This window comes from Bacillus sp. AP50, from assembly GCF_040492675.1.
Lineage (GTDB): Bacteria > Bacillota > Bacilli > Bacillales > Bacillaceae_G > Bacillus_A > Bacillus_A cereus.
The window spans coordinates 1-14,099 of the sequence record NZ_JBEUTW010000005.1; the positions used below are offsets into that span (position 1 = coordinate 1).

A 14,099-nucleotide genomic window follows, 5' to 3' on the forward strand; every position below is an offset into this window, starting at 1 on the left:
GATAAGAAATGAATTATATAAAAAAATACTACAAATTCACACATTTTCTGACATTTTCTTTGCATTTCTACTACGTTATGACTCTTATATTCCTTTTCCAACAAACTAGATTTATAATAAAAAAAACATTACACATTTTATTAAGAAGGGACTGTGATTACAAGGCATCATGAAAAAGATAATAATTATTTCTGCCACTACTATTGTAATCGGGATCACATCTTTCGCTTACTTTGGTTCTAAAACACCACTACATAATGAAGCAAAAGCTGTCGAAAGTCAAAAGCATAATAACCATAAAAAAGAAGAGATTCCTGCTTTTCCAAAAGCTGATCATAATGCAAAGAAAATAGACAATGACTTTTCAGTGGTAACAAATCCCAAATCTAATCTTGTCTTAATTAATAAACATCGAAAACTACCAGATGGATACATTCCTGAAGACTTAACGAGACCAAATGTACCATTTATTAGTCCAAAAGATAAAGAAAAAACATTGCTGCGAAAAGATGCTGCAGAGGCACTTGAAAACATGTTTAAAGCTGCGAAAAAAGAAGGGCTTGATCTTACAGCTGTATCTGGTTATCGTTCATACAAACGCCAAAAATCGTTGCATGATACATACGTTAGACGCCAAGGAAAAGCCGAAGCTAATTCGGTAAGCGCAATTCCTGGTACAAGTGAACACCAAACGGGTTTAGCAATGGATATTAGTTCAAAATCAGCTAAATTTCAATTAGAGCCTATCTTCGGGGAGACAGCAGAAGGAAAATGGGTCGCAGAACACGCTCATGAATTCGGCTTTGTCATTCGTTACTTAGAAGATAAAACAGATACAACAGAATATGCATATGAACCATGGCACTTACGCTACGTTGGTAATCCATACGCTACATACCTATATAAACATCACTTAACATTAGAAGAAGCGATGGAAGACAAAAAATAAGAGAGCAAATTGCTCTCTTATTTTTCTTTCACTCTATTATTGTAGTAATTTCTTCTTCCATTCTTCAGGCCATGGTTCGCCTCTTCCTGTTTTTTTCGACGCTTGAACCATCATTCCACGACCTACTAAACAAACCTCTCCTGCTGCATTCTTCACCATATAATGTAAATCTAAAGAAGAATTCCCGACCGATCCTGCCTTTACATACACCTTCAGCTGTTCATCAAAATATATTTGCTTAATAAAATTACATTGTAAATCCGCAACAACGATCATCGTTTCTGATGATGCATGTGTCCACTCTTGCATAAATCCAAGTTCTTTAAACAACGCAATACGAGCTTCTTCAAAATAAGTAAAAGCAACGACATTATTTACATGTCCAAACATATCTACTTCACCAAAACGAACCTTTACAGGGTTGTAAAACGAAAAACCACTTTCCCATTGCTCAAAGTCTTCAATATAAGAAATCCTCTTCATTGTTATCTCCCCTTTTCACCTTTAAATAAACAGAATAAACAGAAAAATAAAGTTATAAATATTGCCTCTTCGATATGAAGAGGCAATATTTATTAATAGTTATTATCGCTACCAAAGAAATCTTTGAACGATTGAATTGTTGTATCACGGTTTAATGCCGCAATTGAAGTTGTTAAAGGAATACCCTTCGGACATGATTGCACACAGTTTTGAGAGTTACCACAGTTTGCTAGTCCTCCATCTCCCATAATTGCACGTAAGCGATCTGCTTTATGCATTTCACCCGTTGGATGTGAGTTGAATAAGCGAGCTTGTGATAACGGTGCTGGTCCAATAAAGTCAGACTTACTGTTTACGTTTGGACATGATTCTAAGCAAACACCACATGTCATGCATTTTGAAAGCTCATAAGCCCATTGACGCTTTTTCTCAGGCATTCTTGGTCCTGGACCTAGGTCATACGTACCATCAATTGGAATCCACGCTTTAACGCGTTTTAGAGCATTAAACATGCGACTACGATCAACTTGCAAGTCACGTACAACCGGGAATGTCTTCATCGGTTTTAAGCGAATTGGTTGCTCTAATTGATCGATAAGTGCCGTACATGATTGACGTGGTTTTCCGTTAATCACCATCGAACATGCACCACATACTTCCTCTAAGCAGTTCATATCCCATGCAATCGGAGTTGTTTGGTTCCCTTTTGAATCAACAGGATTACGACGGATTTCCATAAGTGCTGAGATAATATTCATATTCGGACGATATGGAATTTCAAACTCTTGGTCAAACGCTTGCGCATCTGGCCCGTCTTGTCTCGTAATGATGAGGCGGATTGTTTTCTCAGACATGTTGTTTATCCCCCTTCTCTTCACCCTTAGCAGCTACATCGTGTTTTGAAGAATAATCACGTTTACGTGGTTTAATTAACGAAATATCAACGTCCTCGTAATGGAATGCTGGTGCATTTCCTTCTCCCTCAAATTTTGCCATCGTAGTTTTTAAGAAGTTTGCATCATCACGATTTGGGAATTCAGGTTTGTAATGCGCCCCACGGCTCTCATTACGGTTATATGCGCCAATTGTAATAACACGTGCTAACTCAAACATATTTGCAAGTTGGCGTGTAAATGAAGCACCTTGGTTACTCCATCTTGCTGTATCGTTAATGTTAATACGTTTGTAACGAGCCATTAATTCTTCAATTTTCGCATCTGTTTCTAATAATTTTTTATTTTCACGAACTACTGTAACGTTATCTGTCATCCATTCTCCAAGCTCTTTATGAAGAACATACGCATTTTCGTTACCATCCATCGTTAAAATATTGTTAAATTTCTCTGTTTCGATTAATTCATTTTGCTCATATACAGTAGATGAAACAGCATCAGATGATTTAGAAAGACCTTTCATATACTCAATTGCGTTTGGTCCTGCTACCATACCACCATAAATTGCTGATAATAGTGAGTTTGCACCAAGACGGTTACCACCGTGCATAGAATAATCACACTCACCTGCTGCAAATAACCCTGGAATATTTGTCATCTGTTTATAATCAACCCATAGTCCGCCCATTGAATAGTGAACAGCTGGGAAGATTTTCATCGGTAGTTTACGAGGATCATCCCCTGTAAATTTCTCATAGATTTCAATAATTCCACCTAGTTTAATATCTAGTTCTTTTGGATCTTTATGAGAAAGATCTAAGTACACCATGTTTTCACCGTTAATACCTAGTTTTTGCTCTACGCAAACATCAAAGATTTCACGCGTTGCGATGTCACGAGGTACAAGGTTTCCGTAAGCCGGATATTTTTCTTCTAAGAAGTACCATGGTTTACCATCTTTATATGTCCAAACACGTCCACCTTCACCACGTGCAGATTCACTCATAAGACGTAATTTATCGTCTCCAGGAATTGCCGTTGGGTGAATTTGAATGAACTCACCGTTTGCATAATATGCGCCTTGTTGATATACAGCAGAAGCTGCTGTACCTGTATTGATAATGGAGTTTGTTGATTTTCCGAAAATGATACCAGGGCCCCCTGTTGCCATAATCACGGCATCTGCTCCGAAACTTCTAATCTCCATAGTTTGTAAGTCTTGTGCAACGATTCCTCGGCACACACCTTCATCATCAACAACAGCTCGTAAGAAATCCCAACCTTCATATTTCGTTACAAGTCCTGCTACTTCGTGACGACGTACTTGCTCATCTAATGCGTAAAGTAATTGCTGTCCAGTTGTTGCACCAGCAAATGCTGTACGGTGATGTTGCGTTCCACCAAATCGACGGAAATCAAGAAGTCCTTCTTCCGTACGGTTGAACATAACACCCATACGGTCCATTAAATGAATGATACCAGGTGCTGCTTCACACATTGCTTTAACTGGTGGTTGGTTCGCTAAGAAGTCCCCACCATAAATTGTATCGTCAAAGTGGATCCATGGAGAATCCCCTTCACCTTTCGTATTTACGGCACCGTTAATTCCGCCCTGAGCACATACAGAATGTGAACGTTTTACTGGTACTAAAGAAAACAGTTCAACATTTACTCCTGCTTCTGCCGCTTTAATCGTTGCCATTAAGCCAGCCAAGCCACCGCCGACTACTATAAGTTTCCCTTTCATGCTCTCCCACTCCTTACTGGTTTGCTAGCTGTGGATCGATGAACGCTAATAATGCACTCACACCTACATAAGATAAACCTAAGAAAATAGCTAATGTTACATAAGTAGAGATTCTTTGTGAACGTGGAGATACTGTAATTCCCCAGCTGATGCAGAATGTCCATAGTCCATTTGCAAAGTGGAAAATTGTTGAAACAACACCAACTAAGTAGAATGCAAACATAGCTGGATTGTTTAAAATATCTGCCATCATATCATAGTTTACCTCTTTACCTAACATTGCTTGAATACGAGTTTCCCAGACGTGCCAAGAAATGAAGATCAGCGTAACGATACCTGAAATTCTTTGGAAAACGAACATCCAGTTACGGAAATAACCGTAAGAAACCGCATTGTTCTTAGCTGTAAATGCAATATATAAGCCATATATAGCATGGTACAGTATCGGTAAAAAGATGATGAAAATTTCTAGCGCATACCGGAATGGAAGGAGCTCCATAAAGCCTGCAGCTTTGTTAAAAGCCTCTGCTCCTCGTGTTGCAAAGTTGTTTACAATTAAATGTTGCGTCAAAAAGACACCAACCGGGATGACCCCCATTAATGAGTGCCACTTACGAAACGTATACTCGCGGCCTTTCATGTCCCCATTACCCCCCTTGAATGTTTGACTGCTGTTTTCAGATTAGTTTATGACAATAATGTTTTTTCACTATTGGCATAAGAAAAACTGAAAAAATTATTCGAAATATTTCAGCATAATTTGATACCAAGTTCATTTTACTCCTATTTTTGTCGAAGCGTCAAGAAAACGTATACATAATTTGCATATAATTTGCCAATTCTTTTTTTCTTCTTATATATTCAGATTTTCCTAAAGAAAAATCTGTTTTTATAAATGTGAAATGTTATATAATAATCCCTATAGAAAGAGGGGAATATTGTGAGTAAAAATACAATCGATACAACATCTTTAGAAGATGTTTCATTGAACGCCTTCGCTTATGAATTGCTACGTGAAGAATTACTACCTGATTTAATCGGCAACGATTTAGATGGTATTTTATACTGGTCTGGTAGAAACCTTGCAAGAAAATATCCGCTAGAAACAATTGAAGAAGTCATTCAGTTCTTTGAAAAGGCTGGCTGGGGCACTTTAAGCATTGTTGAACATAAGCGTCGTGAAATGCAGTTCCAACTTAAAGGCACACTCATCGCAGAACGTCAAAAACAAAAACGACATTCTTCTTATCAACTAGAAGCCGGATTCATCGCTGAACAAATCCAAAAGCAACGGAACGTCGTTGCAGAGTCATACGAAGAAAAGAAAAAACGTTCTGACTCTATTACATTTCTTGTAAAATGGGATATAAAAGATCTCATTGAAGTGTAAGCATTACCTACAGTCAACTAGACATATCAGTTTAGTTGACTTTTTTGTATTTTCATTCAGATGCATTTATTTTAAATCTTCAGAAATTATACCAAAAAACAGAAGACGTTGTAAACTACAACGTCTTCTTATCTGTTAAATACGTATAAATCGTCTCCGCGACATTTTTCGGCATACCCGCTTCGACAAATTCCTCTATAGAAGCTTCTTTCATCTTCTTTAATGAACCAAAATGTTTTAACAATACCTTTTTCCGTTTATCACCGATTCCTGGAATATCATCCAATGCTGATTGAATAACAGATTTCCCGTGTAATTGACGATGGAATGTAATCGCAAATCGATGCACCTCATCTTGAATACGCTGCAATAAATAAAATTCTTGGCTATTTCTCTCAAGCATCACAGGTTCCGGTGGATCCCCAATAATTAAATGGGAGGTTTTATGTTTATCATCTTTTACAAGACCTGCCATCGGAATATATAATCCGAGCTCATTCTCTAAAATATCACTTGCAGCCGCTAGATGGCCTTTTCCTCCATCAATAATAATCAAATCAGGTAAAGGTGAATTTTCTTTAAGCGCCCTTGTATAACGGCGCCTCACAACTTCTCTCATAGACTCATAATCATCTGGTCCTTGAACCGTTTTAATTTTATATTTTCGATACTCTTTCTTCGCCGGTTTCCCATCGATAAAAGCAATCATTGCAGAAACGGGATTTGTTCCTTGAATATTTGAGTTATCAAACGCTTCAATACGATATGGCGTTTCAATCCCAAGCTGCTTCCCTAAATGATCTACCGCTTTAATCGTTCGTTCTTCATCACGTTCAATTAAGTAAAACTTCTCTTCAAGAGCAATCTTCGCATTTTTATTTGCCAATTCTACAAGGTCTTTTTTCTTACCACGTTTCGGCTGCGTCGCTTCCACTTCTAAAAAGCGCTCTACTAATTCCGAGTCTATACTTCCTGGAACGACAATTTCCTTCGGCTTAAAATGACTACTGTTTTCATAAAATTGGCCGATAAACGTTAAAAAACCCTCTTCTGGTTCATCGTAAATTGGAAACATAGAAACATCACGTTCAATTAGCTTTCCTTTTCGAACGAAGAAAACTTGAACACACATCCATCCTTTATCCACTGCATATCCAAACACATCACGATCCACTAAGTCACTCATAATCATCTTTTGCTTTTCCATAATCGCATCAATATGAGCAATTTGATCACGCAACTCTTTTGCACGTTCAAACTCTAGTTTCTCTGAGGCCTCATACATTTTTATTTCTAGTTCTGAACGAACTTCTTTATGTCCACCATTTAAAAACTTAATAATTTCATCTACAATTTCTTTATTTTGTTCTTCCGTCACTTCTTTCACACAAGGCGCTAAACATTGACCCATATGATAATACAAACAAACTTTATCTGGCATATTCGTGCATTTCCGAAGTGGATACATACGATCTAGCAGTTTTTTCGTTTCATGAGCAGATTGTGCATTTGGATAAGGACCAAAATATTTCCCTTTATCTTTTTTTACGTTTCGAGTAATGAGTAAGCGAGGTTGCTTCTCCGCTGTAATTTTAATAAAAGGATATGTTTTATCATCTTTTAATTGAATATTATATTTCGGATCATATTTTTTAATTAGATTTAACTCTAAAATAAGTGCTTCTAAATTCGAAGAAGTTACAATATATTCAAAATCAACAATTTCTCCTACAAGCCGCAGTGTTTTCCCATCATGTGAACCAGTAAAGTACGAGCGCACACGATTTTTAAGCACTTTTGCCTTTCCGACATATATAACCGTTCCTTGCTTATCTTTCATCAAATAACAACCAGGTTGATCTGGTAAAATAGCCAACTTCTCTTTCAAATGTTCGTGCACTCGTCTCCCTCCATTTCTACATACTTAGCATTTTTATTTTCCCTTGAAAACATACTATGCCCAAACACCCAACATACGTTCTTTTATTGTAACGGAAAGACTGTAAAAAAGAAAATAAAAAAAGCTACCAAATGGTAGCTTTTTTTATTTTAGAAGTGTTTAGAAACTAATTCTACTAACGCTTCTTTCGGTTTGTAACCTAACGCTTGATCAACTACTTTACCGTCTTTTAATACGAAAAGAGCTGGAATGCTCATTACTTCGAATTGACGAGCAGTTTCTTGGTTTTCATCAACGTCTACTTTTACTACTTTTACTTTTTCGCCTAGTTCTGCATCGATTTCCTCTAATACAGGAGCGATCATTTTACAAGGTCCACACCAAGGTGCCCAGAAATCTAATAATACAACACCTTCGCTAGTTTCAGCTGCGAAGCTTTGGTCATTTGCGTTTACAATTGCCATTTTATTTCCTCCTTCAAGTATATTCTACCAAGAGTATATCATTAACTTATATACGTGGCGAATAATATGTATCGTTATGTATTGTAACAAAAAAATGTTCCTTTATACTATATAAAAATACGGATTAAATACTAAAAAGATGAGAGACAGGGGATCTCTCACCTTTTTCTATATATAGGGGTACTTCACTTGGAACTCAAGGGTACTAAAATCATGAATGTACTTTTAACTTTTTAAACTCTTCTGTTAAAAGAGGTACAACTTCGAATAAGTCACCGACAATACCGTAGTCAGCTACTTTAAAGATACTTGCTTCTGGATCTTTATTAATCGCAACGATTATTTTTGAGTTAGACATACCTGCTAAATGCTGAATCGCACCAGAAATACCACATGCAATGTATAAGTCTGGGGTAACAACTTTACCAGTTTGACCAATTTGTAATGAGTAATCACAGTATTCAGCGTCACAAGCACCACGAGATGCCCCAACAGCGCCGCCTAGTACGTCAGCTAACTCTTTTAATGGTTTAAAGCCTTCTTCACTCTTCACACCGCGTCCACCAGCGATAATAACTTTCGCTTCAGAAAGATCCACACCTTCTGCCGTTTTACGGACAACATCTTGAATGATTGTACGTAAATCTTTCACATCAACTGTAATAGAAGATACGTCACCGCTGCGAGACTCATCTTTTTCCAGAGTTGCAATGTTATTTGGACGCACTGTCGCAAATAAGATGCCGTCTGTTACAATCTTCTTCTCGAATGCTTTACCAGAGTAAATTGGACGAGTGAAGATAACATTTCCACCTTCAACCTCTAAAGCAGTTACGTCAGAAATTAAACCAGCTTCAAGCTTCGCTGCTAATTTTGGTGATAAATCTTTGCCAAGTGCTGTATGTCCAAAGACAATACCTTCTGGATTTTCTTCAGCATGTACAGCTAAAAACGCTTGTGCATAACCATCAGATGTATATGATTTTAATTTATCATTTTCAACTGTCACAACGCGATCTGCACCGTAATGAATCAATTCATTTGCAAAAGAGGCAACGCTGTCTCCAATTAGAAGACCTACTACTTCACCGCCTTCTGCAATTGTTTTTGCTGCTGCTACCGCTTCAAAAGAAACGTTACGTAGCGATCCATCACGAACTTCACCCATTACTAATACTTTACGAGCCATAGATTTTCCCTCCTGCATATATAATTTCGTATTTTATTAGATTACTTTCGCTTCTGTATGGAGCAACGATACAAGTTCTTTTACTTGATCTTGCAGCTCGCCTTGTAACACTTTTCCTGCATCTTTCTTAGGAGGCAAATAGATTTCAATTGTTTTTGTCTTTGCTTCCACATCATCTTCTTCTAAATCTAAATCATCTAATTCTAATTCTTCTAGCGGCTTTTTCTTCGCTTTCATAATACCTGGAAGCGATGGGTAACGCGGTTCATTTAAACCTTGCTGTGCTGTTACTAAAACTGGTAATGAAGTTGCAATCACTTCTGTATCACCTTCAACATCACGCTCAATCTTCACATTTGTACCGTCAATTTCAAGTTTTGTAATTGTCGTTACATACGGAATATTTAACGCTTCAGCTACGCGTGGTCCTACTTGTCCAGATGCACCATCAATTGCAACGTTTCCGCCTAAAATTAAATCTGCATCTTTATCTTTTAAATATTCAGCAAGCACTTTTGCTGTCGTGAACTGGTCACCATTTTCTACGTCATCTTCAATATTAATTAATACAGCTTTATCACAGCCCATTGCTAGTGCAGTACGAAGTTCTTTCTCACTATCTTCGCCACCGACTGTTACAACTGTAACTTCTCCACCTTGTGCGTCTCTTACTTGAATTGCTTCTTCAATTGCATATTCATCGTAAGGGTTGATGATGAATTCCGCTTCGCCATCGTAAATTGCACCGTTTTTAATTACGATTTTTTCTTCTGTATCAAATGTTCGTTTCATGAGTACGTAGATGTTCATTCCATTTACCCCCTTGTTTTTCAGAAAGATTCTATCAATTTTAATTTTCTGTTAATTTATATTAAAAAAATAATTGAACTACCTGCCACTAAATGAAGGTTTACGTTTTTCTAAAAATGCAGCTACACCTTCTCTTCCATCTTCACTCGTAAATACTTCACCAAAAATCTGTGATTCACGTTGTACACCTTCATAGTAATGAGACGATTTTGTCGTTTGCAATAACTCTAGTACAGCACGAGTTGTTGCTGGACTTTTTCCAGCAATTTGTTTTGCAACTTTAAGCGTATCATCTAAAAGAGATTCTTCAGAGAACAATCCGTTAACAAGTCCCCACTTTAATGCTTCTGCACCAGTAATTGGTGTGCTTGTTAACATCATTTCACAAGCTTTCGCTTTCCCAACATAACGTGGTAAGCGCTGTGTACCTGCAAAGCCAGGAATTAATCCAAGTGTTAATTCAGGTAAACCAAGTTTTGCACTTTCAGTTGCAAAGCGCATGTGGCAAGACATAGCAAACTCAAGGCCGCCGCCCAGTGCCGCTCCATGAATTGCCGCAATAACTGGTTTTGAACATTTTTCAACACGCTCAAACGTAACTTGTCCAAGCTGTGCTAATTCTGTTGCTTGCTTCGCTTCAGTAACAGATGTAAATTCTTTAATATCTGCTCCCGCTGAGAAGAAACGTCCTTCACCATGAATAACAACAACACGAATGTTATCATCCTTTTCCACTTGATCAATTAATTCAGTAACGTCATGCATAACTTGTGAAGACATCGCATTCGCTGGTGCGTGATTTAACGTCGCCACCGCGATATGATCTTCAACTCTTACAGATAGGAATTTCAACATGATCCCTCCCATTATTGACGATAACCACAAGCTGCAATAAGTAGCCCGTGTACCGTTTTTGAAAGTGCGACCAGATCATACTTATGATCGCTCATTACCCAATTGGTCACAACTTCATCCACCGTTCCAAAGATCATTTGTCTTGCCACGCGAACATTTAAATCTGCTTGAAATTCACCTTGTTTTATACCAGTCTCTAAAATCTCATCCATAACTTGTAAGTAGCCTTTTAATACTTCATTTATTTTAAGGCGCAAGTCTTGATTGGACTGCCTCAGCTCTAATTGCGTAACGATAGCAAGAGGATCATTTTGCGACAACAGCAAGAAGTGCGTTTCTACCAACATGAATAACTTCGATACAGCGCTTTCAATTCCTGCTGTTTTTTGACGAATTGTTTCGACAAATTCTCCCATCTTCTCTTGGAATAAGGATATTAATATATCTTCTTTATTTTTAAAATATAAATAAATCGTGCCATCAGCTACCCCAGCTTGCTTTGCGATTTTAGAAACTTGCGCTTGGTGGTACCCATTCTCCGCAATCACAATGACTGCCGCATCAATAATTTGATTGTATTTCGGTCTATTTTTCTTCACTTTACTGTCCCCTTCAAGAAGATGACTGAATGAATAGTCATTCATATTCTTATAATACTGACTATTTAGAAAAGTGTCAATCCTATTTTTTCAAAAAGAAAGGGCCTTAGCCCGTTTGCTCATCCTCATTCTTTCTCTTCTCTTCATCTATTAGAACACGGCGCAAAATTTTCCCTACTGTCGTTTTCGGCAATTCATCTCTAAACTCATATACTTTCGGCACTTTATAAGCCGCTAAATATTTACGTGCAAACTGATTTAATTCTTCCTCAGAGCACTCCGTACCTTCTTTTAACACAACAAATGCTTTAACTGTCTCTCCTCGGTACGGATCTGGAACTCCAATTGTCACTACTTCTTGCACTTTTTCATGCTCATATAATACTTCTTCAACTTCACGAGGATACACATTAAATCCACTCGCGACAATCATATCTTTCTTGCGATCTTTTACATAGAAAAATCCATCTTCATCCATGTAGCCAACATCACCTGTATGGAGCCAGCCATCTTGCAATACAGCCGCTGTTTCCTCTGGCTTATTCCAGTATCCTTTCATAATTTGAGGACCTTTCACTACAATTTCCCCTATTTCTCCTGGCGGTAATGCCTCACCAGTCTCAAGTGACATAATGATTGCTTCTGTATCTGGCCACGGAACTCCAATGCTACCTGGCACTCGCTTTTCCCATAAAAAATTACTATGTGTAACTGGAGAGGATTCTGTTAAACCATATCCCTCTACTAGTTTACCACCTGTAACTGTTTCGAACTTTTCCTGTACTTCTACTGGCAGTGGTGCTGATCCACTAATACAAGCACGAATAGAAGAAATATCGTATTCTTTTAAAAGTGGGCTATTTAAAAGAGCGATATAAATAGTTGGTGCCCCTGGAAATAGTGTCACTTTATGCTTCTTAATCGCTTCAAAAACCATTTTCATATCAAACTTTGGAATAAGGACCATTTTGTATCCTTGCATAACACTCAAATTCATAACAGCCGTCATGCCGTACACGTGGAAAAATGGAAGAACCCCAAGAACGACTTCTTCTCCTTCTTTGCAATTATATAACCATTGAACTCCCATTAACGTGTTAGAGACGAGGTTTTTATGCGTTAACATAACGCCTTTCGGAAATCCGGTTGTTCCTCCTGTGTACTGTAAAAGAGCTAGATCATTTTCAGGATCACAAGGCTCCTCAACATCCGTATTCACTTCTTTTTCTACTGAATTCCAAAGATGAATCGTTTCACTCTCTGATACTTTCACAACTAAATTTGACTGTTTTTTCTGCACAAATGGATACAATAGATTTTTAGGGAATGGTAAAAAGTCCGCAATACGAGTTACGATAATATGCTCAATTTTTGTAGCAGATTGAACATTCGTTACTCTTGGAAACACTAAATCGAGACAAAGAATTACTTTTGCTCCCGAGTCATGAAGCTGATATTCTAATTCTCTCTCTGTATACAGTGGATTTGTTTGTACTACGATACCTCCCGCAAGTAATGTGCCGTAATAACCAATTACAGCTTGCGGACAATTCGGCAACATAATAGCAACTCGATCACCCTTTTCCACACCGAGCTTTTGAAGATAATTTGCAAACCTCTTCACCTTATCATGGAAGTCCGAAAACGTAATATCCTTCCCTAAAAAGTGAAGCGCTTTCTTTTCTGGGTAGCGAGAAGCCATCTGTTCTACATATCTATGAAGCGGCTGAATATCATAAGAAATCGTACTCGGAATTTCCTCTGGATAACTTTTCAACCATGGTTTTTCCACCTTCATTCCCCCTTCAAATACATAAAAATAAATGAATGTTCATTCATGATGGTTATTTTCATTATATTATAGTCACCATAGCGTTACAATCATAATATTCCGACTTTTGTATAACTATGCTTTACTTCATTAACTTCTTATTATATGTAGAAACTCTCTTAATCTTAAAAGAGTAAGAGAGTTATAGTTTAACTTAATCTTATTATCGTTAACACTGCTCCTGGAGTAGTTGTTGATAATGTTGCGACAGCTAACAAACCAAATAATTGCAAGCTAATAGCATCTCCTGCTGCGAGAGTTGTAATGATTGTTGCACTAAATGATGTGGTTGCTACCGCAGGAGCATTAATCGTCCCAGCAAGTGCCCCTCCATTAATTGTAATCCGTGAACTGACTAATAATGAAGCCGTTATATTAATTGTATATGAAATATAATAATTACCAGCATTTGCAACCGTAAATACTGTGTTTCCACCAGAAACAGTAATTCCTGGACCGATGTTTTGATTATTTGGAAGCGGGACATTCGTTCCACCAAGAACTACAGATATCGCTGTTCCCGTCGTATTATTTGCAAATGCATATGTCGCCGTGATACTTGTACCTGTTGCTCCGGTTGGACCTGTTGAACCCGTTGATCCTGTTGCTCCCGTCGGACCTGTTGATCCTGTTGAACCCGTTGGACCTGTTGCTCCCGTCGATCCTGTTGGACCTGTTGATCCCGTCGGACCTGTTGATCCTGTCGATCCTGTTGGACCTGTTGAACCTGTTGAACCTGTCGCTCCCGTCGGACCGGTTGAACCTGTTGCTCCTGTTGAACCTGTCGCTCCTGTTGGACCTGTTGAACCGGTTGAACCCGTCGGACCGGTTGAACCCGTTGGACCTGTTGCTCCTGTTGCTCCCGTCGGACCTGTTGCTCCCGTTGGACCTGTTACTCCCGTTATTCCTGTTACTCCCGTTATTCCTGTCGCTCCCATTGGGCCTGTTGCTCCCGTTGATCCTGTTGAACCTGTTGCTCCTGTTGCTCC

At 38.2% G+C, this 14,099-nt stretch carries 14 protein-coding genes; 2 read left to right on the forward strand and 12 right to left on the reverse strand.

Features of this window, described 5'->3' with window-relative positions:
- Positions 1–169 precede the first annotated feature (169 nt).
- Positions 170–949, forward strand: coding sequence for a M15 family metallopeptidase (locus tag ABWK52_RS00665; protein ID WP_000720201.1), 780 nt, complete (start codon positions 170–172; stop codon positions 947–949).
- Positions 950–985: 36 nt separating this feature from the next.
- On the opposite strand, the gene ABWK52_RS00670 is transcribed toward ABWK52_RS00665, so the two are convergent.
- The 4 genes from ABWK52_RS00670 to sdhC all read right to left on the reverse strand — a co-directional run bounded on the left by ABWK52_RS00670 (position 986) and on the right by sdhC (position 4,712).
- Positions 986–1,432 (reverse strand): acyl-CoA thioesterase, encoded by a 447-nt coding sequence (locus ABWK52_RS00670; RefSeq protein ID WP_000822734.1) that lies wholly within the window; start codon positions 1,430–1,432, stop codon positions 986–988.
- 92 nt (positions 1,433–1,524) lie between these two features.
- A complete protein-coding gene (gene sdhB / locus ABWK52_RS00675) occupies positions 1,525–2,286 on the reverse strand; it encodes a succinate dehydrogenase iron-sulfur subunit (protein ID WP_001291827.1) in 762 nt (253 codons plus the stop codon).
- Positions 2,279–4,072: a succinate dehydrogenase flavoprotein subunit gene (gene sdhA / locus ABWK52_RS00680; RefSeq protein ID WP_000676750.1), complete on the reverse strand. Its 1,794-nt coding sequence runs from the start codon at positions 4,070–4,072 to the stop codon at positions 2,279–2,281. The genes sdhB and sdhA overlap by 8 nt, the downstream gene beginning before the upstream one ends.
- Positions 4,073–4,085: 13 nt before the next feature.
- Positions 4,086–4,712 carry a succinate dehydrogenase cytochrome B558 gene (sdhC, locus tag ABWK52_RS00685; RefSeq protein WP_000678354.1) on the reverse strand — a complete coding sequence of 209 codons (627 nt, stop codon included), beginning with the start codon at positions 4,710–4,712 and terminating at the stop codon, positions 4,086–4,088.
- Between the two features lie 300 nt (positions 4,713–5,012).
- Between sdhC and ABWK52_RS00690 the strand changes: the two genes are divergently transcribed.
- Positions 5,013–5,462: a YslB family protein gene (locus tag ABWK52_RS00690; RefSeq protein ID WP_000042226.1), complete on the forward strand. Its 450-nt coding sequence runs from the start codon at positions 5,013–5,015 to the stop codon at positions 5,460–5,462.
- 115 nt (positions 5,463–5,577) lie between these two features.
- Here ABWK52_RS00690 and uvrC read toward each other — a convergent pair whose 3' ends face one another.
- From uvrC to ABWK52_RS00730, 8 genes are all read right to left on the reverse strand, one after another.
- Entirely contained in the window at positions 5,578–7,362 is a 1,785-nt protein-coding gene (gene uvrC / locus ABWK52_RS00695; protein ID WP_000544296.1) for an excinuclease ABC subunit C, read from the reverse strand.
- A gap of 149 nt (positions 7,363–7,511) precedes the next feature.
- Positions 7,512–7,826 (reverse strand): thioredoxin, encoded by a 315-nt coding sequence (trxA, locus tag ABWK52_RS00700; protein ID WP_001018943.1) that lies wholly within the window; start codon positions 7,824–7,826, stop codon positions 7,512–7,514.
- A 211-nt stretch (positions 7,827–8,037) separates the two neighbouring features.
- Positions 8,038–9,015, reverse strand: a complete 978-nt coding sequence (etfA, locus tag ABWK52_RS00705; RefSeq protein WP_000101943.1) for an electron transfer flavoprotein subunit alpha — start codon at positions 9,013–9,015, stop codon at positions 8,038–8,040.
- A gap of 36 nt (positions 9,016–9,051) precedes the next feature.
- A complete protein-coding gene (gene etfB / locus ABWK52_RS00710; protein WP_001029028.1) occupies positions 9,052–9,825 on the reverse strand; it encodes an electron transfer flavoprotein subunit beta in 774 nt (257 codons plus the stop codon).
- A gap of 78 nt (positions 9,826–9,903) precedes the next feature.
- Positions 9,904–10,680: an enoyl-CoA hydratase gene (locus tag ABWK52_RS00715; protein WP_000911292.1), complete on the reverse strand. Its 777-nt coding sequence runs from the start codon at positions 10,678–10,680 to the stop codon at positions 9,904–9,906.
- 11 nt (positions 10,681–10,691) lie between these two features.
- The gene (locus ABWK52_RS00720) at positions 10,692–11,279 is read right to left on the reverse strand and encodes a TetR/AcrR family transcriptional regulator (protein WP_000742223.1); all 588 of its coding nucleotides are present in this window, start codon (positions 11,277–11,279) and stop codon (positions 10,692–10,694) included.
- 106 nt (positions 11,280–11,385) lie between these two features.
- Positions 11,386–13,071 carry a long-chain-fatty-acid--CoA ligase gene (locus ABWK52_RS00725; RefSeq protein ID WP_000414742.1) on the reverse strand — a complete coding sequence of 562 codons (1,686 nt, stop codon included), beginning with the start codon at positions 13,069–13,071 and terminating at the stop codon, positions 11,386–11,388.
- Positions 13,072–13,259: 188 nt separating this feature from the next.
- A partial coding sequence (locus ABWK52_RS00730) for a BclA C-terminal domain-containing protein (RefSeq protein WP_353771819.1) occupies positions 13,260–14,099 on the reverse strand: 840 nt, incomplete at its 5' end.

Bases quoted from the DNA above. Each gene is read 5' to 3' on its own strand.
- etfB (WP_001029028.1), bottom strand. From the start codon at position 9,825: ATGAACATCTACGTACTCATGAAACGAACATTTGATACAGAAGAAAAA.
- ABWK52_RS00715 (WP_000911292.1), bottom strand. From the start codon at position 10,680: ATGTTGAAATTCCTATCTGTAAGAGTTGAAGATCATATCGCGGTGGCG.
- trxA (WP_001018943.1), bottom strand. From the start codon at position 7,826: ATGGCAATTGTAAACGCAAATGACCAAAGCTTCGCAGCTGAAACTAGC.
- sdhB (WP_001291827.1), bottom strand. From the start codon at position 2,286: ATGTCTGAGAAAACAATCCGCCTCATCATTACGAGACAAGACGGGCCA.
- etfA (WP_000101943.1), bottom strand. From the start codon at position 9,015: ATGGCTCGTAAAGTATTAGTAATGGGTGAAGTTCGTGATGGATCGCTA.
- sdhC (WP_000678354.1), bottom strand. From the start codon at position 4,712: ATGAAAGGCCGCGAGTATACGTTTCGTAAGTGGCACTCATTAATGGGG.
- sdhA (WP_000676750.1), bottom strand. From the start codon at position 4,072: ATGAAAGGGAAACTTATAGTAGTCGGCGGTGGCTTGGCTGGCTTAATG.
- ABWK52_RS00665 (WP_000720201.1), top strand. From the start codon at position 170: ATGAAAAAGATAATAATTATTTCTGCCACTACTATTGTAATCGGGATC.
- ABWK52_RS00670 (WP_000822734.1), bottom strand. From the start codon at position 1,432: ATGAAGAGGATTTCTTATATTGAAGACTTTGAGCAATGGGAAAGTGGT.